The 22,145-nt window shown below is 60.9% G+C and carries 16 protein-coding genes; 13 read left to right on the plus strand and 3 right to left on the minus strand.

Annotated elements, in window-relative coordinates; all coding sequences use genetic code 11:
* Positions 1 to 11: 11 nt before the first annotated feature.
* The 3 genes from AC3ISR_RS02670 to dnaB all read left to right on the plus strand — a co-directional run bounded on the left by AC3ISR_RS02670 (position 12) and on the right by dnaB (position 2,878).
* Positions 12 to 905, plus strand: coding sequence for a YybS family protein (locus tag AC3ISR_RS02670; RefSeq protein WP_192300267.1), 894 nt, complete (start codon positions 12 to 14; stop codon positions 903 to 905).
* Positions 906 to 923: 18 nt separating this feature from the next.
* On the plus strand, positions 924 to 1,370 hold the full coding sequence (gene rplI, locus AC3ISR_RS02675; RefSeq protein WP_003171376.1) for a 50S ribosomal protein L9: 447 nt from the start codon (positions 924 to 926) through the stop codon (positions 1,368 to 1,370).
* 110 nt (positions 1,371 to 1,480) lie between these two features.
* Positions 1,481 to 2,878 (plus strand): replicative DNA helicase, encoded by a 1,398-nt coding sequence (dnaB, locus tag AC3ISR_RS02680; protein ID WP_192300266.1) that lies wholly within the window; start codon positions 1,481 to 1,483, stop codon positions 2,876 to 2,878.
* 6 nt (positions 2,879 to 2,884) lie between these two features.
* On the opposite strand, the gene AC3ISR_RS02685 is transcribed toward dnaB, so the two are convergent.
* Complete coding sequence (locus tag AC3ISR_RS02685) at positions 2,885 to 6,841, minus strand: dermonecrotic toxin domain-containing protein (RefSeq protein WP_489324566.1); 3,957 nt, start codon at positions 6,839 to 6,841, stop codon at positions 2,885 to 2,887.
* A 217-nt stretch (positions 6,842 to 7,058) separates the two neighbouring features.
* Here AC3ISR_RS02685 and AC3ISR_RS02690 point away from each other — a divergent pair, with 217 nt between their 5' ends.
* The 3 genes from AC3ISR_RS02690 (at position 7,059) to AC3ISR_RS02700 (ending at position 10,945) form a co-directional block, all read left to right on the plus strand.
* Complete coding sequence (locus tag AC3ISR_RS02690; protein WP_192300264.1) at positions 7,059 to 9,362, plus strand: YgiQ family radical SAM protein; 2,304 nt, start codon at positions 7,059 to 7,061, stop codon at positions 9,360 to 9,362.
* 222 nt (positions 9,363 to 9,584) lie between these two features.
* Positions 9,585 to 10,505, plus strand: coding sequence for an Ssp4 family T6SS effector (gene ssp4 / locus AC3ISR_RS02695; RefSeq protein WP_192300263.1), 921 nt, complete (start codon positions 9,585 to 9,587; stop codon positions 10,503 to 10,505).
* Positions 10,505 to 10,945: a hypothetical protein gene (locus tag AC3ISR_RS02700; protein WP_192300262.1), complete on the plus strand. Its 441-nt coding sequence runs from the start codon at positions 10,505 to 10,507 to the stop codon at positions 10,943 to 10,945. The genes ssp4 (AC3ISR_RS02695) and AC3ISR_RS02700 overlap by 1 nt, the downstream gene beginning before the upstream one ends.
* 15 nt (positions 10,946 to 10,960) lie before the next feature.
* Here AC3ISR_RS02700 and AC3ISR_RS02705 read toward each other — a convergent pair whose 3' ends face one another.
* The gene (locus AC3ISR_RS02705; protein ID WP_192300261.1) at positions 10,961 to 11,449 is read right to left on the minus strand and encodes an Hcp family type VI secretion system effector; all 489 of its coding nucleotides are present in this window, start codon (positions 11,447 to 11,449) and stop codon (positions 10,961 to 10,963) included.
* A 187-nt stretch (positions 11,450 to 11,636) separates the two neighbouring features.
* Between AC3ISR_RS02705 and ssp4 (AC3ISR_RS02710) the strand changes: the two genes are divergently transcribed.
* The 7 genes from ssp4 (AC3ISR_RS02710) to AC3ISR_RS02740 all read left to right on the plus strand — a co-directional run bounded on the left by ssp4 (AC3ISR_RS02710) (position 11,637) and on the right by AC3ISR_RS02740 (position 21,631).
* The gene (ssp4, locus tag AC3ISR_RS02710; RefSeq protein ID WP_489324567.1) at positions 11,637 to 12,542 is read left to right on the plus strand and encodes an Ssp4 family T6SS effector; all 906 of its coding nucleotides are present in this window, start codon (positions 11,637 to 11,639) and stop codon (positions 12,540 to 12,542) included.
* The gene (locus AC3ISR_RS02715) at positions 12,539 to 13,033 is read left to right on the plus strand and encodes a hypothetical protein (RefSeq protein ID WP_489324568.1); all 495 of its coding nucleotides are present in this window, start codon (positions 12,539 to 12,541) and stop codon (positions 13,031 to 13,033) included. Before ssp4 (AC3ISR_RS02710) ends, AC3ISR_RS02715 begins: the two co-directional genes overlap by 4 nt.
* 196 nt (positions 13,034 to 13,229) lie before the next feature.
* On the plus strand, positions 13,230 to 14,144 hold the full coding sequence (ssp4, locus tag AC3ISR_RS02720; RefSeq protein WP_489324569.1) for an Ssp4 family T6SS effector: 915 nt from the start codon (positions 13,230 to 13,232) through the stop codon (positions 14,142 to 14,144).
* Positions 14,141 to 14,647 carry a hypothetical protein gene (locus tag AC3ISR_RS02725; RefSeq protein WP_489324570.1) on the plus strand — a complete coding sequence of 169 codons (507 nt, stop codon included), beginning with the start codon at positions 14,141 to 14,143 and terminating at the stop codon, positions 14,645 to 14,647. Before ssp4 (AC3ISR_RS02720) ends, AC3ISR_RS02725 begins: the two co-directional genes overlap by 4 nt.
* 167 nt (positions 14,648 to 14,814) lie before the next feature.
* Positions 14,815 to 18,105 (plus strand): transglutaminase family protein, encoded by a 3,291-nt coding sequence (locus AC3ISR_RS02730; protein ID WP_489324571.1) that lies wholly within the window; start codon positions 14,815 to 14,817, stop codon positions 18,103 to 18,105.
* 149 nt (positions 18,106 to 18,254) lie between these two features.
* A complete protein-coding gene (locus tag AC3ISR_RS02735) occupies positions 18,255 to 20,741 on the plus strand; it encodes a circularly permuted type 2 ATP-grasp protein (protein WP_192300257.1) in 2,487 nt (828 codons plus the stop codon).
* A complete protein-coding gene (locus AC3ISR_RS02740) occupies positions 20,741 to 21,631 on the plus strand; it encodes a transglutaminase family protein (RefSeq protein WP_192300256.1) in 891 nt (296 codons plus the stop codon). Before AC3ISR_RS02735 ends, AC3ISR_RS02740 begins: the two co-directional genes overlap by 1 nt.
* A gap of 207 nt (positions 21,632 to 21,838) precedes the next feature.
* Here AC3ISR_RS02740 and AC3ISR_RS02745 read toward each other — a convergent pair whose 3' ends face one another.
* Positions 21,839 to 22,021: a hypothetical protein gene (locus tag AC3ISR_RS02745; protein ID WP_192300255.1), complete on the minus strand. Its 183-nt coding sequence runs from the start codon at positions 22,019 to 22,021 to the stop codon at positions 21,839 to 21,841.
* Positions 22,022 to 22,145: the final 124 nt, after the last annotated feature.

A 22,145-nucleotide genomic window follows, 5' to 3' on the forward strand; every position in this document is an offset into this window, starting at 1 on the left:
GGATTGAATGCATGCGCGCCTTAGCTGAGTTCATCATGCGCGGTCGTGTGCAGGCCACTCTGGTAGTGGCTGGATGTGCGGCATTGCCGTTGCTTTATTGGTTGGGTGCTGCCGCTGGTTGCCTTGTGCTGCTGCGGCGCGGTTTGAAGGACGCCCTTGGCGTTCTTGCCCTGGGATTGTTGCCTGCCTTGATCTGGTGGGTGCAATTGGGTGATCCACGGGTACTTCTGGTACTGCTGGGGTCATCGAGCCTTGCGTTGGTTCTGCGCGCAAGTGAGTCCTGGGTCCGCACGCTGCTGGTCAGCGTGGCATTGGGGTTGGTGTACTCAGTGATGCTTGGCGCGGCTTTCCGCCCGCAAATCGAAGCGCTGTCGCAAGAGATCGTCAAGATCCTGCCGATGGCCCTCGGGGATCTCTACCAGCAATTGTCGGTAGATGAGCGAGCGCGGTTTGCGTCACTGATTGCCCCGGTCCTGACCGGCCTGATTGCGGCATTGTTGCAGGTCGTCAGCGTGCTGAGCCTGATTGTTGGGCGCTATTGGCAGGCGTTGTTGTACAACCCGGGTGGTTTTGGTCGCGAATTTCGCAGTATCAGAATCCCAGCGGGGCCGGCGATGTTGCTGCTGGCGTGCATGGTTGTCGGGCCGAATTTCGGTCCACAGATGGCCGTGTTGGCGCCGATTTGCAGCGTACCGCTGGTGTTTGCCGGATTGGCCCTGATTCATGGGCTGGTTGCGCGAAAGCGCCTGGCCAAATTCTGGCTGGTGGGGTTGTACGTCACGCTGTTGCTGTTCATGCAGCTGATCTATCCGTTACTCGTGGTCTTGGCCATTGTCGACGGCCTGATTGATTTTCGCGGTCGTCTGGCGCCGAAAGACGCCGACAACGCGAACGGTGAAGGTTAAAAGTTAGAGGATTTTCACATGCAACTGATCCTTCTGGAAAAAGTCGCCAACCTGGGCAACCTGGGCGACAAAGTGAACGTTAAGGCCGGCTACGGTCGTAACTACCTGCTGCCATACGGCAAAGCCACCGCTGCAACCGCTGCCAACCTGGCTGCGTTTGAAGAGCGTCGTGCTGAGCTGGAAAAAGCAGCAGCAGACAAGAAAGCTTCGGCCGAAACTCGCGCTGCCCAACTGGCTGAGCTGGAAGTGACTATCACTGCCACCGCCGGTGACGAAGGCAAGCTGTTCGGTTCGATCGGCACCCACGACATCGCTGATGCACTGACCGCCTCCGGCGTTGAAGTGCAGAAGAGCGAAGTTCGTCTGCCGAACGGCACCATCCGCAACGTAGGCGAATTCGACGTAGCCGTGCACCTGCACGCCGAAGTTGAAGCCACCGTACGCGTTGTCGTGGTAGCAGCTTAAGTCGCACCTAACTGACTGGCACCTACGGTGTCAGCCGGTTAACATCGGGCACGATCCTGTTTACAGGTCGTGCCTTTTGTTTTTCTACACACCCCAAATTCCAAGTGGCCATGAACGATATTTCAGCTCCTGAGCAATACGATCTGCAAACCGCTGCCCTGAAGGTGCCGCCGCATTCCATCGAGGCCGAACAGGCCGTGCTCGGTGGCTTGATGCTGGACAACAACGCCTGGGAGCGCGTGCTGGATCAAGTCTCGGACGGTGATTTCTATCGCCATGACCACCGCCTGATCTTCCGTGCCATCGCCAAGCTGGCCGACCAGAACTCGCCGATCGACGTGGTGACCCTGGCCGAACAGCTGGACAAGGAAGGCCAGACCTCCCAAGTCGGCGGTCTGGGCTACCTCGGTGAGCTGGCAAAAAATACGCCGTCCGTCGCCAACATCAAGGCGTATGCGCAGATCGTCCGCGAGCGCGCCACCCTGCGCCAGTTGATCGGCATCAGCACCGAAATCGCCGACAGCGCCTTCAACCCCGAAGGCCGCACCGCCGCCGAGATCCTCGACGAAGCCGAACGCCAGATCTTCCAGATCGCCGAAGCACGCCCGAAGACTGGCGGCCCGGTGGGCGTCAACGAGCTGTTGACCAAGGCCATCGACCGTATCGACACGCTGTTCAACACCGACAACGCCATCACCGGTATTTCCACCGGCTACACCGACCTCGACGAGAAGACCAGCGGCCTGCAACCGGCCGACCTGATCATCGTCGCCGGCCGTCCATCCATGGGTAAAACCACCTTTGCGATGAACCTGGTGGAAAACGCCGTGTTGCGCAGCGACAAGACCGTATTGGTTTACTCCCTGGAGATGCCAGGTGAATCGCTGATCATGCGGATGCTCTCGTCCCTGGGCCGTATCGACCAGACCAAGGTCCGTGCCGGTCGCCTGGAAGACGACGACTGGCCGCGCCTGACCTCGGCGGTCAACCTGCTCAACGATCGCAAGTTGTTCATCGATGACACCGCGGGCATCAGCCCGTCGGAGATGCGCGCACGTACCCGCCGCCTGGTGCGTGAGCACGGCGACATCGCGCTGATCATGATCGACTACCTGCAATTGATGCAGATTCCCGGCTCCAGCGGCGACAACCGCACCAACGAGATTTCCGAGATTTCCCGGTCCCTCAAGGCCCTGGCCAAGGAATTCAACTGCCCGGTGGTGGCGTTGTCCCAGCTCAACCGCTCCCTGGAACAGCGTCCCAACAAGCGTCCGGTGAACTCCGACTTGCGGGAATCCGGAGCGATCGAGCAGGACGCCGACGTCATCATGTTTGTGTATCGCGACGAGGTGTATCACCCCGAGACCGAGCACAAAGGCATTGCCGAAATCATCATCGGCAAACAGCGGAACGGCCCCATCGGCTTTATCCGCCTGGCGTTCATCGGCAAGTACACTCGCTTCGAAAACCTCGCCCCGGGCAGCTACAACTTCGACGACGACGAATAACGCGCCTTACGGCCGGGCAAACAGCGCACGGATGGTGGCTTCGTCGTATTGGTAGTTCCAGCGCAACTCAGTGCCGGCGGGAATGGATTCGCTGGCAAATAATCCGGTGAGTATCATTTGATCCTGTCGGTTGCCGACCTGGGTCTGGACCCTGAATTGTGCCGCCTCAACGTTGTAGCCCGAGGCGGCCTGTCGCACCGGAACATCGGCCTCATATTCAAAAATGGTATTGATCCTCGACAACGCGTTGTCGCCGGACAGTACCGGCTGCGTGTTGAGCGCGTGGGGCGACACAGGCCTCACATCCTTGACGGCCATCAGATAAGGATCTCGGCGCGCGTTCGCCACGAAAAACGGCAGGATGTCCCCTCCATACACGCCCAGCGCTTCGCCCTTTCTCAGCGGGCGCCGCGTGATGACCGTGGCTTCGCCGATCATTGCGGCCTCCTGGGGGAATTTTTGATGAGCGGCGGTGAAGGGTAAAACCTCAAGCTTGTCTTCATACAGGCGCGCGACGTTTTCATAACCTTCCCAGCGAATGTACGGCAGCAGTTGGTCTTTGCTGAATACCGTGCCGGACGTTAACGACTTCCCTTGGGCTTGCATGAGCCGGATCCGCATGGGCTGGCCATTTTCATCGCGCAGGGGGTAGCGGCCACAGTTGGCGCGGTCATAAATACGCCGATAGTTCTGGCTGTACTGGTAGCTGCGCTCGGTGCGCATGTGGGCCAATTCCTGCGGGGTGTAGAGCGCGTTTACAGGACCTTCCTCGGCTGATCCGTAAGGGCTGGACGAGTGTGCCGACTCAAACCCGTCAATGGAGTCGACGCTTTCGAGTGATGGCGCAGGCGAGCCCCCTCCGCCCGGTAATCCACCCTTGGCGGGGTCGATTTCCCAGCCCCCGTCGGCGTTTTTGCGCAGGTAGGGCGAGTAGGCCCGGAAACGGCTGCGCGCATCGATCAGTCGCCATCCCTGCGGGTCTTTTTTGATCTGGTAGTAGTTCTGCTTGTCCTGTACGTAATAGCGAAAACTTCCGTCAGGCAGTGGCGGCGCTTGAAAGCTGTGGTCAGCCAGCCTTGTCAGCCCGGCCGGCGGGGTTGGTTCGGCGAACAAGGGGTCGAGTGGCAACCCTGCCGGGGGCCGGGTTTCGAGGGGAAGGGGCTTGCCGCGCAGACGTGCAAGGCTGCTGGCCATCAGTGACTCGCCGGACTTGTGCAGCGCCTGCTCAAACGAATCCGCACCCGATTGGCGCAGCAGTGCACGCTGCTCCAGGGGGGAAAGTGTTTGCGCGATGGCGTCGGGCAGATCGGTCAGCGGGGGCGTGAGCGTGCCTGGTGAGGCGTGAAGCGCGTATAGCTCGCCCTTGCGGATCAGCGTATGGCTCGAAGGGGCATCCGCGTTACCGATACTCCCCAGAAGCGGCCCATCGGTACTGTCGTCATACACATCAATGCGGCGCGACCCAGGCCAACCGGGTATCTGCTCCAGTGTGTAGAGCATCAATTGCACGCTTTCCCGGCTGCGCAAGGCATCCAGGAAAATACTCGCTTGCAGCTGGGCGACCTTTGCCATCTTGGTGTAGTGGCCTGCTTCTTCGAGCGATACGGGGTCCAGGCCGCCTCCCGCTTGCAAGCGTTGGCGTTTGCTTGCCGGGAGTGTGCGCTCTATCTCTTCAAGATGTCGTTTGGACAGTTGCGGCATCAGTGTGCGCAGACTTTTTTCGGTGGGGGTGACCGCTGCTTCATTGGCCGCGTTGAGTTGGGAAAACAGCCATTGTTTTTTCTGTGCGGCCTGCTCTCTCAATCGGATGGCCAGGTTTTCGGTTTTACTGAAGTAGTCGATAGGCGGGGAGGGCAGCAGATTGTTGAACGCGGTCTGAGGCATTTGCGCCTCTACGGCATGCAACAACTCGCCCTTTCTGAAACGGGCTTCGCTGACCTTGATTTCGCCGCTGCCCTGGCCGAACTGCATCACGGTCTGTTGCTGCTGGTCGACCACCTTCAGCCCGTAAGTGGCGGGCCATTCGGGCAGCGAGGTGAGCAGGTGGGCTTGAATCAGCGGCGAGTGAGCCGTCACGGAGCTGCCCTCGGCGCGGCTCAGGTTGAAATCACTGATTTCCTGGTCCAGGTTGAAGTGTGTAACCGTATCGCACAGCAAGGGCGCAGGGCGCACCATCTCTTGATGGGCCTGGCGCAATGTGGCGCTGTCCAGTCCGCTGATCAGCAGGATGGGCTCCACGCACGGCTGGGTTATGTTGGCCGCATCGGGACCCAGGCGCTTGATCAGTTTGAGTGTGTCCCACTCATCTGGCGTTTCGTGTACATGGCGCCAGCCGCCGGTTTCGTTGTTCAGCAAGGGAGGTGAATACGCGTGCGCATCGCTGGGGTGTGACAACTCCCATTGTGTGCCATCGGGTGAGCGCTGAATGGCATGGGGGTGATCATCCAGCTTCAGATACGGCTGCTGTTGGTATTGATAGATACCTTGTTTATCGGCAACCACGTGTTCAGGCAATGTCGCGGGGTGTTTGTAGGGTTCCAGGTCAGAGTGCCAGAGGCGCCAGCCCTGATTGCGTACCTGAACTTTCACGAGGCCCGCCGTAAAACGTCCGGCCTTGATCACGCCGGCGGTCGCTACGGCCATGGCAATGTTATCCACTACGTCCAGCAGGTCATCGAGCGCCTGTTGGCTATCGCCCCGGCTCCAGGCGGCAAAGCCGTTATAGACCGTGCCGATCAATTGAGCGCCGGTAACGACCAGCAGCACTTCGCCGACGATTGGCACGAAGGATGCGGCAAAGAACAGCAGGGTTTTACCCAGGTCGGCATAGAACTGCAGGCGTTTTTGTCGGCTGATGGCATCGACCTGTGCCGTCGGGACCGCGACTTCGCAAGCGTCGCTTTCTATCTGGGAAAACCGTCGCAGGGTGATGGCTTGGAACAGGTGGCCGGTGATTCTGGTCAGGCTCAGCGGTTTGTCCAGGTGCGCTGGCTTGATTTTCCCGGGGGAGCCGATGGGCAGCCAATCAATCCACATGGGCTTTACCAGCAGCAGCGATTCTCGCTGATGCACTGGGGCCAGCCGCTTGAAGAAGGCCAGGTAGTCCGGTTGCATCAGGCGTTCGACCAGTTGAGTTTCCAGGTCCACCATCGAGGGGTGCTGGCGAAGAGCGGCGATCGGGTCTTCGGGGGTGTAGAGGAGCGGTCCGGTTTCTGCCCGGGTGTCAGTGATGACCAGGACGTCAGGCAGCACCACCCCATCAAGCGTCAGGTGAAAGCAGTCGAAGGACACGTGGTGTCCGCGCTCGGAGAGCTCGAGCAATTCTTCGTACAGGGTTTGCGCTATCTCGTTCTTGAGGTAGGCCAGGTGCAAGGCAACGTTGAACCGCTGCTGTTCGTGCTCGCGAAAGAGCGGGCGCACCGACAGATTGTTGCTGATGACTGCGCGAATGTGCTTGAGGTACTGCCCGCCCAGGTCCAGTTCGCGGCAAAAACCGGCGAACTGCGTTGCGGAGATCAACGAAGGAAATCGTGAACCCTGGGTGATGTTGAAAAGCTCGGTCCCGGTCTCCATGCCGCCGTCCTCTGCTTCCGAAGCCTCGAAGTTCTGCAGGGCCGCCTCCAAAAGGGATTGTTCGGTGGTGCGTGCATGGGTGCTTAGCAGCCCGAACAGGTGATGATTTCTCCATTCGCGCACCAGGACCGAAGTCTTCGCATTCAGCAGCGTCAGGTATTCACGGCGCAGCGCCTGCTCGAGTAGCGCAAGAGCGAACGCCTCGGGACTTTGCAGTTGCTTGAGCAGTTCCTGGATCTTGTGCCTGGATTGATTGCTCTTGAGCAGGTTGGCGCGCAGGGCGGCGCGGGTGTCTGCGGGGGAGTCGGTGAGCCAGGTGGGGAGTTGGGTCTGAATGAAGGCGGCGTGGGCGTCGGGTATTGCCGGTGGGGTCGCAGGATTACTGCTCATGTGGGTTTCCATGAAAAAGCGAGTCGGATCCCGACAGCCTATCCAGGGTGTTTCCGGGGGCGGGGCTAGCGGATTAGGCCCTCGCCCCCTGCAAATCCGGCTATGTGTGCGCGCAAAAGTGATACCTGGGTAAAAGCCGACCATTGCCGTCGGAATTGGTCAAAATTTGTGCTATATTCCGCGCCCGCGATTTTTCATCTCAACACCGGTCACCGTCATGCAAACAGCCAAGCCGTTATTTGACTATCCCAAGTATTGGGCCGAATGCTTCGGTCCAGCGCCATTCCTGCCGATGAGCAGGGAGGAGATGGATCAGCTTGGCTGGGATTCCTGCGACATCATCATCGTCACTGGTGATGCCTACGTTGACCATCCGTCGTTCGGCATGGCGATCATCGGCCGGCTGCTGGAGTCCCAGGGCTTCCGCGTCGGGATCATTGCCCAACCGAACTGGCAGTCCAAAGACGACTTCATGAAGCTCGGCGAGCCGAACCTGTTCTTCGGCGTCGCGGCCGGCAACATGGACTCCATGATCAACCGCTACACCGCCGACAAGAAAATCCGCTCCGACGACGCCTACACCCCCGGCGGCATGGCCGGCAAACGCCCGGACCGCGCCAGCCTGGTGTACAGCCAGCGCTGCAAGGAAGCCTACAAGCATGTGCCGATCGTGCTCGGTGGCATCGAAGCCTCCCTGCGCCGCATCGCCCACTACGACTACTGGCAGGACCGCGTGCGCAACTCGATCCTGATCGACGCCTGCGCCGACATCCTGCTGTACGGCAACGCCGAGCGGGCGATTGTCGAAGTCGCCCAGCGCCTGTCGTGGGGCCACAAGATCGAAGACATCACCGACGTGCGCGGCACCGCGTTCATTCGTCGTGACACGCCGGCAGGCTGGTACGAAGTGGACTCCACGCGTATCGACCGCCCGGGCAAGATCGACAAGATCATCAACCCGTACGTCAACACCCAGGACACCCAGGCCTGCGCCATCGAGCAGGAAAAGGGGCCGGTGGATGACCCGGAAGAAGCCAAGGTCGTACAGATCCTGGCCAGCCCGCGCATGACCCGCGACAAAACGGTGATCCGCCTGCCTTCCGTGGAAAAAGTCCGCGGCGATGCGGTGCTCTACGCCCACGCCAACCGCGTGTTGCACCTGGAGACCAACCCAGGCAACGCCCGCGCCCTGGTGCAGAAGCATGGTGAAGTGGATGTGTGGTTCAACCCGCCGCCCATCCCGATGACCACCGAAGAAATGGACTACGTGTTCGGCATGCCTTACGCCCGCGTCCCGCACCCGGCGTATGGCAAGGAGAAGATCCCGGCCTACGACATGATCCGCTTCTCGGTGAACATCATGCGTGGCTGCTTCGGCGGCTGCACCTTCTGCTCGATCACCGAGCACGAAGGCCGCATCATCCAGAACCGTTCCGAAGAGTCGATCATTCGCGAGATCGAAGAGATCCGCGACAAGGTCCCGGGTTTTACCGGGGTGATCTCCGACCTAGGCGGTCCGACCGCGAACATGTACCGCATCGCCTGCAAGAGCCCGGAAATCGAATCCGCGTGCCGCAAGCCGTCGTGCGTGTTCCCCGGCATCTGCCCGAACCTGAACACCGACCACTCTTCCCTGATCCAGCTGTACCGCAGCGCCCGTGCGTTGCCGGGGGTGAAGAAGATCCTGATCGCGTCCGGCCTGCGCTACGACCTTGCGGTCGAGTCGCCGGAATACGTCAAGGAACTGGTAACCCACCACGTGGGTGGTTACCTCAAGATCGCCCCGGAACACACCGAGGAAGGTCCGCTCAACCAGATGATGAAGCCGGGCATTGGCAGCTATGACAAGTTCAAGCGCATGTTCGAGAAGTACACCAAGGAAGCGGGCAAGGAGCAGTACCTGATCCCGTACTTCATCGCCGCCCACCCGGGCACCACCGATGAAGACATGATGAACCTGGCCCTGTGGCTCAAGGGCAACGGCTTCCGTGCCGACCAGGTGCAGGCGTTCTACCCGTCGCCAATGGCTACCGCCACGGCCATGTACCACTCGGGCAAGAACCCGCTGCGCAAGGTCACCTACAAGAGCGACGCGGTGACCATCGTCAAGAGCGAAGAGCAGCGCCGTCTGCACAAGGCGTTCCTGCGTTATCACGACCCCAAAGGCTGGCCGATGCTGCGTGAGGCACTGACCCGCATGGGCCGCGCCGACCTGATCGGCCCGGGCAAGGAGCAGTTGATCCCGCTGCACCAGCCGAGCACTGACAGCTACCAGAGCGCCCGTCGCAAGAACTCGACGCCGGCCGGCAGCCATAAGGTCGCCAAGGAAACCACCACCAGGATCCTCACGCAGCACACCGGCCTGCCACCACGCGGCAGTGACGGCAGCAACCCGTGGGACAAGCGTGAGCAAGCCAAGGCCGCGGCCCAGGCCCGCAACAAGCAGGCCGCCAAGGAACGTAGCGATGCGGCGAAGGGCAAGGGCGGCAAGCCTGCGCGCAAGCCAGTGGTGCCGCGTTGATCGACGCGTGAATATGCAAAACGCCAGCCGAGTGCTGGCGTTTTGCTTTCTATTCGGTGGCGCGCCGGTTTGTTAAGGTGGCGCCCATCAGGCCGCCTTCGCGAGCAAGCCCGCTCCCACATTCGACCGCATTCTCATGTGGGAACTCGGTCAAGTGTGGGAGCGGGCTTGCTCGCGAAAGCGTCAGCTCAGTCACCACCCCATTCAAGGAAGAACACCCCCATGGGCAACCCCCTGGCCGGCATCGGCATGGACTCCAACCGCTCCCAGTTCATGGCGCGCCAGCGCATCGAAAGTGAGATCAACGTACCCCGGCTATTCGCCGCCATCGACGCCGACCCCGCTATCGTCGGCGCCGGCGTGGTGTATATCGACGCCGACTTCAACGTTGTCACCCTGCGCGAATTCAAGCCGATCTGCAGCATCCTGCCCAAGCGCATCATTGTGCGCGAGGCACAGAAATACATCGCGCCGGCACAGTTCGCCGACCAGGTCGTCAACAACCCGCGCGAAGGACGGCTGATCGGCGAAGCCATCAACACCACATTGTCCTGTGGCGGGGCGATCATCGGTTGGCTCGTTGTCCTGAGCGGTACTATCGCCGTGCCGTTCACCGCCGGCGCCAGTTCGGTGATGACCGTGATCGGCTATGCCAGCGCCACGGCCAGTACCGCTTCGTGCTTCTTCGGCGCGTATCGCACGCGCAATGAAATCGTCAACCCAGGCATGAACGACTACCTGGATAACGAAGAGTGGTATCAGACCGCGACAAAAATCATGGACGGCGCGGCCTTGGTCGGCGTGGGCGCGTCGACGCTGACCACGGTCAAACTGATCAACGTCACCCGCGCCTCCACCGGCAAAACCTTGCGCCAGGTACTCAAGGGCCTCAACGGCCAGGAGCGGGAGAAGCTGACCAAGGAACTGCTGAAACTCGCCGACCCGCAGATGTCGACCAAGATGCGCAAGCTCCTGCAACTGCGTGGCGAGTTGACCAAGCGGTTCACCCCGACCCAGCTCAAGCACGCCACCATCGTGCAGATCGGCGACGCCTTCGGCGCCGGGCTCGGCAGCTGGGGGCTGGCTCGTTCGGATAACGTCAAGAAAACCCTGGCGATTGGCTTGTACGAGGAGTCCGAATAATGCGTGGCGTGCCGTCGTTGAAACCATTCCTGCTGGAACATTTCCCATCGTTCATCGGTGTGATTCTCGCAGGCTGCCTGGGCGGCTCTGGCGCTATTTCCCTGGCTGCCAGCACCTACTTCGCCGACGTGCCGATGGCTACCAACGCGACGGTGTCGTGGTTCGTGGTGCTGTTTGCCGCGCTGTTCGTGACCCTCAGCAACATCCTGGTCGTGCGCGGGCACGCCTGGGCGGTGTGGGGTATGGTCGGGTTTTTCGTGGTGTGTCTGCTGGTGACCCTGCCGACACTGGCCTATGGCCCCCACTGGTTTATCTACAGCGAATGTCTGTTCTGGCCACTGTTGGGGTTGTTGCTGATCAACGGCAAGGGCTATCGGGCGATGGTGGGCAAGCTGGTGGATGTGCGCCGCTTGCGTGAGGCGGCCAAGGCGGGCCTGTAGCCTTGGCTCGCGTGGTCAGATTTTCACGTTCTGACGAATGTTCCAACCGTATTTCACCGCACCGCCGTCCTTGCCGCCGTCGGCTTTCTGCGGTTGGTAGCTGACTTCGACGCTGGCGAAATTCAAGCCGATGACCTCTGTCAGTTCGTCGCTGTTTTTCACCGCGTCGGTTTGGTAGGACGTCACCATCACCTCCTTCAAGGTGATCACCAGATACTCCACCGCACTGCTGCCACCGGCCTTGCGCACCACCAGCCGCGCTTGCGGGTAATGCTTGCCGGTGGAGCAGGCCATCATCAGGTTGGGTGAGGACTTATCCATCACTTTCGAGATGGACAGGTTCTCGATATTGACCTTGCCCGCACCACCGCCGCTGCCGCTATGCATCGAGCCCGTCTGCGACATGCCCCAGCCCCAGCGGCTGATCTCGATTTCATCGCGATGGGCCTGATCCCTGGATTCGCCCTTGATGTCGCCCAACTTCAAAAACATATCAGTTGCCATTGTCGTTCCCTGTACTGGTGTGCGCCGGTAGTGGCGCGGGGCGTACTTTTTCTTATTCGGGACATGGCCTACAAGACGCTACACCGTGATCAGGAAGTGCCTGTCTGGATAAAGCGAAGCTTCTGACATTTTTACGCGATGCCCAGTCTTTACCCTCTGCGCTCTTGTGAAAAACCGGAGTAAAGGGATGACTTCCAGTGTGTTGAAAGACGGATTCCCCAGTGCGCACTTGACGACGCGGCAGTGGGTGGAAAGCACGATTGATCTGCGTAAGTTGTTTGCCGCCATTGATGCTGATCCGGCGATTGTCGGTGCTGGCGTGGTGTACCTCGATGCGCAGTTGCGGGTGATCGTGTTGCGCGAGTTCCAGCCGATTTGCAGCGTTGTGCCCAAGAAGGTGATTTTGCGGGAGGCGCCCAGTTATGTCGGGCGGGTGGAGTTTGCACGGCGGTTGGCGAACGAGCCGCGAGAGGCGGATGTGACGTTTGAGGCGGTGAATGCGGGGTTTGCGTGTACGTCGGCGCTGATTAGTTGGTTATTGATCGCGGGTGGTTCTGCGCTGAGCCCATTTACTTTTGGGGCTACTGGCGTAGCGGCGGCGATCAGCGTTGTGGGAGCGTCGGCCAGCAGTATTCAATGTTGGATGGGCATTCGCCGGACTGCAAATGAAAGGGATGACCCAGCACTCAACGACGCTTTGGATAGCGATCCGTGGTATCAGGCCGTAACGGCCGGCTTGGATGCGGCTTCGTTATTGGGGGCTGGTAATGCGGCGATGTCGACGATTCGATTCGTCAGCATGCTTAAAAAGGCAACGGGGAAAAACACGCAGCAGGTACTCAAAGGGCTGAATCGTCAGGAGCGGGTAAAGCTCACCAGGGAGCTACTGAGCATCAACCATCCGCAAATGAGCCGGAGAATGATCAAGTTGAAGCAAATGGCAGGCGAGATGCCAAAGCGCTACACCTCGGCACAGGTCAAGCGAGGGACCCTCATGCAGATGCTTGATGCCCTTGGCGGTGCATCGAGTGTTGCCGGCAGCGTACGTTCTGGGATCATTGCGGTTGGGCTGCATGAGGAAACCTCAGAATGAGACTTATCGAAAGGAAATCACTCATACCGCGAGGCCCTTTTCTAATTCAGTATTTCCCCGTATTCGTTGGCGTGATTTTTTCGGGCATCTACAGCAGTGCTGTCGTCGTGGTGATGGTGGAGAACTATTATTTGCCGTCGCTATCGAACGCTGCTGCTGAACAAGCCGGCGTGGTGCTAGCCCTCTTTATCACACTCTGCAATGTCATGATTGCCTATGGATTTCCAAGGGGCGCCTGGGGCATGTATAGCCTTTTCATCACTTGCCTATTGGTTGCTGTGCCAGGTTTTATTTTTTTGCCGATCCCCGTCTTTTATGTGGATTGCATTTTTTCCTCGGTACTTGGCCTACTGCTACTAAGCAGCAAACGCCACCATGAAATGCGTGCCAAATACGTAGAACTTCGCCATATGCGCCGCAAAGTCACGGCGGCCATCGAGAAACGACGCAAACACGAGCGCGCAATAATCCGAATAAAGAAATCGAGGTGACTCCCCTATTGTCGTTCCCTGTACTGATGTGCGCCGGTAGTGGCGCGGGGCGTACTTTTTCTTATTCGGGACATGGCCTACAAGACGCTACACCGTGATCAGGAAGTGCCTGTCTGGATAAAGCGAAGCTTCTGACATTTTTACGCGATGCCCAGTCTTTACCCTCTGCGCTCTTGTGAAAAACCGGAGTAAAGGGATGACTTCCAGTGTGTTGAAAGACGGATTCCCCAGTGCGCACTTGACGACGCGGCAGTGGGTGGAAAGCACGATTGATCTGCGTAAGTTGTTTGCCGCCATTGATGCTGATCCGGCGATTGTCGGTGCTGGCGTGGTGTACCTCGATGCGCAGTTGCGGGTGATCGTGTTGCGCGAGTTCCAGCCGATTTGCAGCGTTGTGCCCAAGAAGGTGATTTTGCGGGAGGCGCCCAGTTATGTCGGGCGGGTGGAGTTTGCACGGCGGTTGGCGAACGAGCCGCGTGAATCGGATGTGATGTTTGAGGCGGTGAATGCGGGCTTTGCGTGTGGTTCGGCGGTGATTAGTTGGTTGGTGATACTGGGGGGCGCAGCGCTGACCCCGTTTACTTTTGGAGCCACAGGTGTAGTTGCCGCGATTAGCGTCGTAGGCGCTTCGGCAAGCACTCTCCAATGCGCGATTGGTATGCGACGAACGCGAAATGAATTTGTAGACCCAGCACTTAATGATGAACTCGACCGCAACGAATGGTATCAAGCCGTAACGCTTGGGCTAGACGCCGCCTCATTACTAGGTGCTGGCAACACAGCAAGGTCTACGATTCGAATGGTTAATTCACTCAAAAAGGCAACGGGGAGAAGTACACACCAAGTGCTCAAAGGGTTGAATCGGCAGGAGCGGGTGAAGCTCACCAAGGAGCTGATAAGTATCAACCATCCGGAAATATCCCGAAAAATGCTCAAGCTAAAGCAGATGACTGGTGAGATGCCCAAGCGTTTCACTTCGTCTGAAGTAAGGCGTGGGACCATGATTCAGATGCTTGATGCCCTTGGCGCCGTATCGAGTATTGCTGGCAGTGTGAGGTCTGGGAACATCCGGATTATCGCGGTTGGGCTGCATGAGGAAATCTCGGAATGAGATTTTTCAGAGTGAGATTTCTTATACCGGTGCGCCCCTTTCTTTTGCGGTTTTTTCCCGTCTTTATGGGTGCCATCTTCATGGGTATTTTAGGCGGGACCGCTGTCGTGGCGCTGTTGGAACACTACTACCCGCGCACAGCTCCGTGGGCTTTATCGGCGTCTGCTGCTGAGAAAGCCTGTGTCGTGTTGGCCCTCTTTATCACCCTCTGCAATTTCATGATCGCTTACGGGCGACCAAAATGGGTCTGGGGCATGTACGGTCTTTTCATCGCCTGCCTATTGTTCGCTTTACCGGCTTTTCGGTTTTCACCGCATCCATTTATTTACGTAGAAAGCGTCGTTTGGCCGCTGCTCGGTTTAGTACTGCTTAGCAGTAAACGCCACGGGGAAATGCGTGCCAACTGCGTAGAACTTCGCCGCCTGCGCAGCAAGGTAATGGACGCCATCGAGAAACGACGCAAACACGAGCGCGCAATCATAAGAATAAAGAAACCGAGGTAATCCCCCACACCCGCCACAAATATGTGCAACTGTTGCACCAGGGCACCTACGTTGGCGCCGTTTTGGTGCTGTACTGCACCGGGCCGTACGACAAAGTGCAATGACTGCCGCGCTGGCATAAGTCTTGCGCGCGTCAAACCCCATGCCCTGGCTCGCAGGAGGCCGCCGTGTCGATTCATGTCGCGTTGCACCACGTTACGCATTACCGCTACGACCGCGCTGTCGAACTCGGCCCGCAGATCGTGCGTTTGCGCCCGGCGGCCCACAGCCGCACGCGGATTTTGTCCTACGCGCTGAAAGTGCTGCCCGAGCAGCATTTCATCAATTGGCAGCAAGATCCCCAGGGCAATTACCTGGCGCGTCTGGTGTTCCCGGAAAAGACTGCCGAGCTGCGTATCGAAGTCGATCTGGTCGCCGAGATGGCGGTGTTTAATCCGTTCGACTTTTTCCTCGAGCCCTACGCCGAAAGAATCCCTTTCAGCTATGCCGCCGATGAGCAGCGCGAGCTGGCGCCGTACCTGGAAACCTTGCCGTTGACGCCGAAGTTCGCCGCCTACTTGGCCGGTATCGACCGCACGCCATTGCCGGCGGTGGATTTCCTGGTGGGCCTCAACCAACGCCTGGCTGCCGATATCGGCTACCTGATCCGCATGGAGCCGGGCGTGCAGACGCCGGAGTTCACCCTGGAAAACGCCTCCGGCTCCTGCCGTGACTCGGCGTGGCTGCTGGTGCAATTGCTGCGCAACCTGGGGTTGGCGGCGCGGTTTGTGTCTGGCTACCTGATCCAGCTCACCGCCGACGTCAAAGCCCTCGACGGGCCGTCCGGCACCGAGGTGGACTTCACCGACTTGCACGCCTGGTGCGAAGTGTATTTGCCCGGCGCGGGCTGGATCGGCCTGGATGCCACCTCCGGTCTGTTTGCTGGTGAAGGCCATATCCCGTTGGCCTGTAGTCCCGATCCATCGTCTGCCGCCCCGATCAGTGGTTTGGTGGAACCGTGCGAGTGCGAATTCACCCACGAAATGTCGGTTGAGCGGATTTGGGAGGCGCCGCGCGTCACCAAGCCCTACACCGAAGAACAATGGCTGGCGATCCAGGCCCTCGGCCGGCAGATCGATGGCGACCTGCTCAAGGGCGATGTGCGCCTGACCATGGGCGGCGAGCCGACCTTCGTTTCCATCGACGACCCCGACGGCGCCGAATGGAACACCGCGGCCCTCGGCCCGGACAAGCGCCGGCTGTCTGCCGAGTTGTTCCAGCGCCTGCGCAAGCACTACGCGCCCAAGGGCCTGGTGCACTTCGGCCAGGGCAAGTGGTACCCCGGCGAGCAATTGCCGCGCTGGTCGCTCAATTGCTACTGGCGTCGCGACGGCGTACCGATCTGGCACAACAGCGCGCTGATCGCCGATGAACAACAAGACTACGGCGCGGACGGCGCCATGGCCGGGCGTTTCCTCGCCAGCGTCGCCGAGCGCCTCAAACTGCCGGCGCGTTTTGTATTCCCGGCGTTTGAAGACAACTTCTACTACCTGTGGCGCGAAGGCGCGTTGCCGCAAAACGTCACCGCCCAGGACCCGCGTCTAAGCGACGACCTGGAACGCGAACGCCTGCGCAAAGTGTTCAGCCAGGGCTTGGACAAAGTCATCGGCCAGGTCCTGCCGCTGGCGCGTACGGCTGCCAACGACCGCTGGCAGAGCGGGCGCTGGTACTTGCGCGATAACCACTGCCGCCTGGTGCCGGGGGATTCGCCCTTGGGCTATCGCCTGCCATTGGCGTCGCAGCCCTGGGTGACGGCGGCGGAGTATCCGTTTGTGCACCCGACGGACCCGAACCAGGATCAGCCGGAGCTGCCCACGACCGCCCAGTTGAACAGCCACGGCGAACCTGCGCCGAGCGATGAGCGTACGCCCAGCGTGGACGAATCCGCCGACTGGCTGACCCGCACCGCGTTGTGCGCCGAAGCGCGGGAAGGGCGCCTCTACCTGTTCATGCCGCCGCTGGAGCGTGTCGAGGATTATCTGGAACTGGTCGCCGCCATCGAGGCCACCGCCGAAGAGTTGCATTGCCCGGTGCTGCTGGAGGGGTACGAACCGCCTGCCGATGCACGCCTGAGCAACTTGCGCGTGACGCCGGACCCGGGTGTGATCGAGGTCAACGTGCAGCCGTCCGCCAGTTGGGACGAGCTGGTCGAGCGCACCGAATTCCTCTACGAAGAGGCGCGGCAAGCCCGCCTGACCACGGAAAAATTCATGATCGACGGGCGCCACACCGGCACCGGCGGCGGTAACCATTTTGTACTCGGCGGCGCGACGCCCAAGGACTCACCGTTCCTGCGCCGACCTGATCTGCTGCGCAGCCTGATCAGCTACTGGCATAACCATCCTTCGTTGTCCTACCTGTTTTCCGGGCTGTTTATCGGCCCGACGTCCCAGGCACCACGGGTGGATGAAGCACGTAACGACGCGTTGTATGAACTGGAAATCGCCTTCGCGCAAATGCCTGAACCGGGTGAAGAATGTCCGCCGTGGTTGGTCGATCGCCTGCTGCGCAACCTGTTGATCGACGTGACCGGCAACACCCATCGCGCCGAATTCTGCATCGACAAACTCTATTCGCCAGACGGCGCCACCGGCCGCCTGGGCTTGCTGGAACTACGCGCGTTTGAAATGCCGCCCCATGCGCGCATGAGCCTGACCCAACAATTGCTGTTGCGTGCCCTGGTCGCACGGTTCTGGCGCGAACCCTACGCGCCGCCAAAGCTGGCGCGCTGGGGCACCGAGTTGCATGACCGCTTCCTGCTGCCGCACTTTATCGAGCAGGACTTCGCCGACGTGATCGTCGAACTCAACGCCGCCGGCTACCCGCTGCGCGCCGAATGGTTTGCCGCGCACCTGGAGTTCCGCTTCCCCAAGGTCGGCGACTACGCCGTCAGCGGTATCGAACTGGAACTGCGCCAGGCCCTCGAACCTTGGCACGTACTGGGCGAGGAGGGCGCGGTGGGCGGCACGGTGCGCTATGTGGATTCGTCCCTGGAGCGCCTGCAAGTCAAGTTGACCGGCCTGGCGCCGCAACGCTACCTGCTGACCTGCAACGGCATCCCCGTGCCATTGCAGGCCACCGGCCGCGTGGGCGAGTTTGTCGCCGGCGTGCGTTACCGCGCCTGGCAACCGCCCAACTGCCTGCAACCGACCATCCCGGTGCATGCGCCGCTGGTGTTTGATTTGCTGGATACCTGGATGCAACGTTCACTGGGCGGCTGCCAGTACCACGTCGCCCATCCGGGCGGGCGCAATTACGACAGTTTGCCGGTGAATGCCAACGAGGCGGAGAGTCGGCGGATGGCGCGGTTTTTCCGCCTTGGGCATAGCCCAGGGAAGCTTCCGGTGCCGTCCCTGGTGATCAATGATGAATTGCCAATGACCCTGGATCTACGACGCTTCCCCAATAAAAATGACTGAACGCAGTTCAAAATGTGGGAGCTGGCTTGCCTGCGATAGCGGTGTACCAGTCGATACTTCTGGTGACTGACCCACTGCTATCGCAGGCAAGCCAGCTCCCACATTAGACTGTGGTGAATCCGACCTTCTTTGCCTCTGCCGAGCGTTCCATGTCCGACTTGCTCGACCGTTACCCGCTGACCGCGGGCACTTATCACGAACTGCTGGACGACAGCGGTGCGGTGCGTGCCCATTGGCAGCGCCTGCTCGACCACCTGCAACGCAGCACCCCCGCGCAACTGGCCCAGCGCCAGGCGCTGCTGACCCGGCAGATCCAGGAAAACGGCGTGACCTACAACGTCTACGCCGACCCCAAGGGCGCCGACCGTCCCTGGGAACTGGACCTGCTGCCCCATGTGCTCGCCGCCGAAGAGTGGCAGCACCTGGCAGCGGGGATCGCCCAGCGCGCGCGCCTGCTCAATGCTGTGCTCGCCGACCTATACGGCCCGCAGCGCCTGATCAAGGAAGGCCTGCTGCCGGCCGAGCTGGTATTTGGACACAACAACTTCCTGTGGCCGTGCCAGGGCATCCAACCGCCGGACGGCGCGTTTCTACATCTCTACGCCGTGGACCTGGCGCGCACACCCGACGGCCGCTGGTGGGTCACTGCCGACCGTACCCAGGCGCCGTCGGGCGCCGGTTATGCACTGGAAAACCGCACCATCGTGTCCCGCGCCTTTCCGGACCTGTACCGCGACTTGCAGGTGCAGCACCTCACCGGTTTCTTCCGCACCCTGCAGGAAACCCTGGCCCGCCAGGCACCCGGCGATGACCAGCCGCCGCTGATCGTGCTGCTCACGCCGGGGCGCTTCAACGAAAGCTACTTCGAACACCTATACCTCGCGCGCCAGCTCGGCTACCCGCTAGTGGAGGGCGGCGACCTCACCGTGCGCGACAGCAGTGTGTTCCTCAAGACCCTCAGCGGCCTGCGCCGGGTGCACGCGATCATGCGCCGTCTCGACGACGATTTCTGCGACCCGCTGGAACTGCGCACCGACTCGGCGTTGGGCGTGCCCGGCCTGCTCGATGCCGTGCGCCAAGGCAATGTGCTGGTGGCCAATGCCTTGGGCAGCGGCGTGCTGGAGTCGCCGGGGTTGCTTGGTTTCCTGCCGAAGATCAATGAGTTCCTGTTCGGCGAGGCGTTGATCCTGCCCTCCATCGCCACCTGGTGGTGCGGTGAAGCGCCGGTACTGGCCGAAGCGCTTGAGAAACTGCCCGAGCTGCTGATCAAGCCGGCGTTTGCGTCGCAAAGTTTTGCTCCGGTGTTCGGGCGCGATCTGGACGACAAACAACGCCAGGCCCTGGCCGAACGCATGCGCGCGCGCCCTTACGCCTACGTCGCCCAAGAGCTGGCGCAGCTGTCCCAGGCGCCGGTGTGGCACACCGTGGAGGACCATCTGCAACACCGCGCCATCGGCATGCGAGTGTACGCCGTGGCCAGCGATGACGGTTATCGCGTGTTGCCCGGCGGCCTGACGCGTGTAGCGGCGCAAGCCGATGCCGAAGTGGTGTCGATGCAACGAGGCGGCGCGAGCAAGGACACCTGGGTGCTCGGCGAACGCGCGCCGGGTGGCGAGCAATGGCGTGCGCAGCGCACCATCGGCGCCCATGACCTGGTGCGCCGCGATCCTTACCTGCCGTCCCGCGTGGTGGAAAACCTGTTCTGGTTCGGTCGTTATTGCGAGCGCTGCGATGACAGTGCGCGCTGGCTGCGCATCGTGCTGGCGCGTTATGTCGATGGCGACGATCCGCTGGCCTTGCAAGCGGCGGTGGAGTTGGGCGAGAACCTGCGGTTGCTGCCGGAGGAGGGCGAGCTACCCGAACGCCTGCTGGGTGCCATGCTCGGTGACGACTGGCCGTCGAGCCTGCGCGCCAATCTGCAGCGCTTGCAGTGGGCCGCGTCCCAGGTGCGGGGCAAGTTGTCCCGGGAGAACTGGCAGGCGCTGGTGGAGTTGCAGCGCGAAGCCCTGGAGTTGGAAAGCCAAGCGCCGGATTTCGGCGAATTGCTGGATTTCCTCAACCGCCTGGTGATGTCCCTGGCGGCGCTGTCCGGATTTGCCCTGGACGACATGACCCGTGACGAAGGTTGGCGCTTTTTGATGATGGGCCGACGCATCGAGCGCCTGCAATTTCTGAGCAGCAGCCTGGCGGCGTTTCTGCGGGGTGTGGCGGTGTTTGATCAGGCGGGGCTGGAGTGGTTGCTCGAACTGGGCAACAGCAGCATCACCTACCGCTCACGCTACCTGGCGGTGCCGCAGTTGATCCCGGTGCTCGACTTGTTGCTGTTGGACGAGCAGAACCCCCATGCAGTGCTGTTCCAATTGAAACTGGTGAGCCGCACCCTGCGGCGCTTGAACGATGATTTTGGCGTGCCCCGGGAAACCGGGCTTGGCCCGCTGGTCGAGCGCCTTGCGCATTTCGACCTGGGTTGCCTGGAGAACCCGCTGTTCGGCGAAACCAGCGTACGTGCCGCGCTGGACGGCCTGGCCGACCTGCTGCAAGCGGTCGCCGATGAGAGTGGGCAAGTGTCGGATCGCCTCGCGCTGCGCCATTTTGCCCACGTGGATGATGTCAGCCAGCAAACGGTGTCGGTGTGATGAGTGCGCACTACCAGATTTTCCACGATACCCATTACCACTACGACAGCCCGGTGTCCCTGGCCCAGCAGTTGGCGCACCTGTGGCCCCGGCCGTGTGCGTGGCAGCGCTGCACCCAGCAGCAACTGGAAATCAGCCCGCAGCCCTCGTCGCGGCGCGATGAGCTAGACGTGTTCGGCAACCCGATCACCCGCCTGGCCTTCGAGCGCCCCCACGACGAACTGCTGGTGAACGCCGGGCTGACCGTGGAGGTGCTGGCGCGTCCGATGCTGGACTTCCAGCAATCGCCCGCCTGGGACCAGGCCCGCGACAGCCTGACCTACAGCAGCCAGCCGCTGTCCGATGAGTTGATCGAAGCCATCCGTTACCGCTTCGAATCGCCCTACGTGCACCTGAAGAAAAACTTCGTCGAGTTCTCCGCCAGCTGTTTCCCACCGGGGCGTCCGCTGTTGCTCGGTGTGCAGGCGCTGATGGAAAAAATCTTCAGCGAATTCACCTTCGATGCCGAAGCCACCCAAGTCGCCACGCCGCTGGTGGAAGTGCTGGAGCGCCGCCGTGGCGTGTGCCAGGACTTTGCGCACCTGATGCTCGCTTGCCTGCGTTCGCGTGGCCTGGCGGCGCGTTATATCAGCGGCTACCTGCTCACCCAGCCTCCGCCCGGCCAGCCACGGCTGATCGGCGCCGATGCGTCCCACGCATGGGTTTCGGTGTATTGCCCGATATCGGGCTGGGTGGATTTTGATCCGACCAACAATGTGCAGCCGGCCCTGGAGCACATCACCCTGGCCTGGGGCCGGGATTTCTCCGATGTGTCGCCGTTGCGGGGAGTGATTCTGGGGGGCGGTAGCCATGACCCGGAGGTGCGGGTGACGGTGATGCCGCTGGAATGATTGGCGGCGTGAGCGGGCTTGCCCCGCGCTGGACGGCGCAGCCGCCCCGATAGGGCCGCCGCGCTGTTTCAGAAAGACCGAGGCGCCTGGATTTAGGGTGGCTGCGCCACCCAGCGCGGGCAAGCCCGCTCACTACAGGATTCGCCTAGGGATTCAGAAGATGTGTAGATACCCAGGGCCTGCTCACCACAAGGTGGGAGCGCTCAATTATTGCGCCGGATCTTTTGGCGTTTCGCTCTCGTCGTTCGTTTCTTCAGCATCGACATCGGTGCTCAGCCCATTGGCTTCGTCTTCTGCAGCGGCTTTCTTGCGTTGCAGCTTTTCCTCTTTCTTCTGCTCCTTGGCCAAGTCTCTCTGACGTTTGGCGAAGGAGTAATTAGGTTTGGCCATGGGCGATCCTCTAGGGTCGAAGGTGAGGGTGGCGGCGCGCAGCTGCCTTGGGCTGCCATGGTAGCAGCTTAGCAGCGCGCTTGGCCTTCACTTACCGCAGGCGTAAGCGGCCAGCAGGCCGTTG

The sequence above is a fragment of the Pseudomonas sp. GL_117 genome, from assembly GCF_057835125.1.

Bases quoted from the DNA above. Each gene is read 5' to 3' on its own strand.
- ssp4 (WP_192300263.1), top strand. From the start codon at position 9,585: ATGGGCAACCCCCTGGCCGGCATCGGCATGGACTCCAACCGCTCCCAG.
- AC3ISR_RS02745 (WP_192300255.1), bottom strand. From the start codon at position 22,021: ATGGCCAAACCTAATTACTCCTTCGCCAAACGTCAGAGAGACTTGGCC.
- dnaB (WP_192300266.1), top strand. From the start codon at position 1,481: ATGAACGATATTTCAGCTCCTGAGCAATACGATCTGCAAACCGCTGCC.
- AC3ISR_RS02700 (WP_192300262.1), top strand. From the start codon at position 10,505: ATGCGTGGCGTGCCGTCGTTGAAACCATTCCTGCTGGAACATTTCCCA.
- ssp4 (WP_489324567.1), top strand. From the start codon at position 11,637: ATGACTTCCAGTGTGTTGAAAGACGGATTCCCCAGTGCGCACTTGACG.
- AC3ISR_RS02740 (WP_192300256.1), top strand. From the start codon at position 20,741: ATGAGTGCGCACTACCAGATTTTCCACGATACCCATTACCACTACGAC.
- ssp4 (WP_489324569.1), top strand. From the start codon at position 13,230: ATGACTTCCAGTGTGTTGAAAGACGGATTCCCCAGTGCGCACTTGACG.
- AC3ISR_RS02705 (WP_192300261.1), bottom strand. From the start codon at position 11,449: ATGGCAACTGATATGTTTTTGAAGTTGGGCGACATCAAGGGCGAATCC.
- AC3ISR_RS02725 (WP_489324570.1), top strand. From the start codon at position 14,141: ATGAGATTTTTCAGAGTGAGATTTCTTATACCGGTGCGCCCCTTTCTT.
- rplI (WP_003171376.1), top strand. From the start codon at position 924: ATGCAACTGATCCTTCTGGAAAAAGTCGCCAACCTGGGCAACCTGGGC.
- AC3ISR_RS02685 (WP_489324566.1), bottom strand. From the start codon at position 6,841: ATGAGCAGTAATCCTGCGACCCCACCGGCAATACCCGACGCCCACGCC.
- AC3ISR_RS02735 (WP_192300257.1), top strand. From the start codon at position 18,255: ATGTCCGACTTGCTCGACCGTTACCCGCTGACCGCGGGCACTTATCAC.
- AC3ISR_RS02715 (WP_489324568.1), top strand. From the start codon at position 12,539: ATGAGACTTATCGAAAGGAAATCACTCATACCGCGAGGCCCTTTTCTA.
- AC3ISR_RS02670 (WP_192300267.1), top strand. From the start codon at position 12: ATGCGCGCCTTAGCTGAGTTCATCATGCGCGGTCGTGTGCAGGCCACT.
- AC3ISR_RS02690 (WP_192300264.1), top strand. From the start codon at position 7,059: ATGCAAACAGCCAAGCCGTTATTTGACTATCCCAAGTATTGGGCCGAA.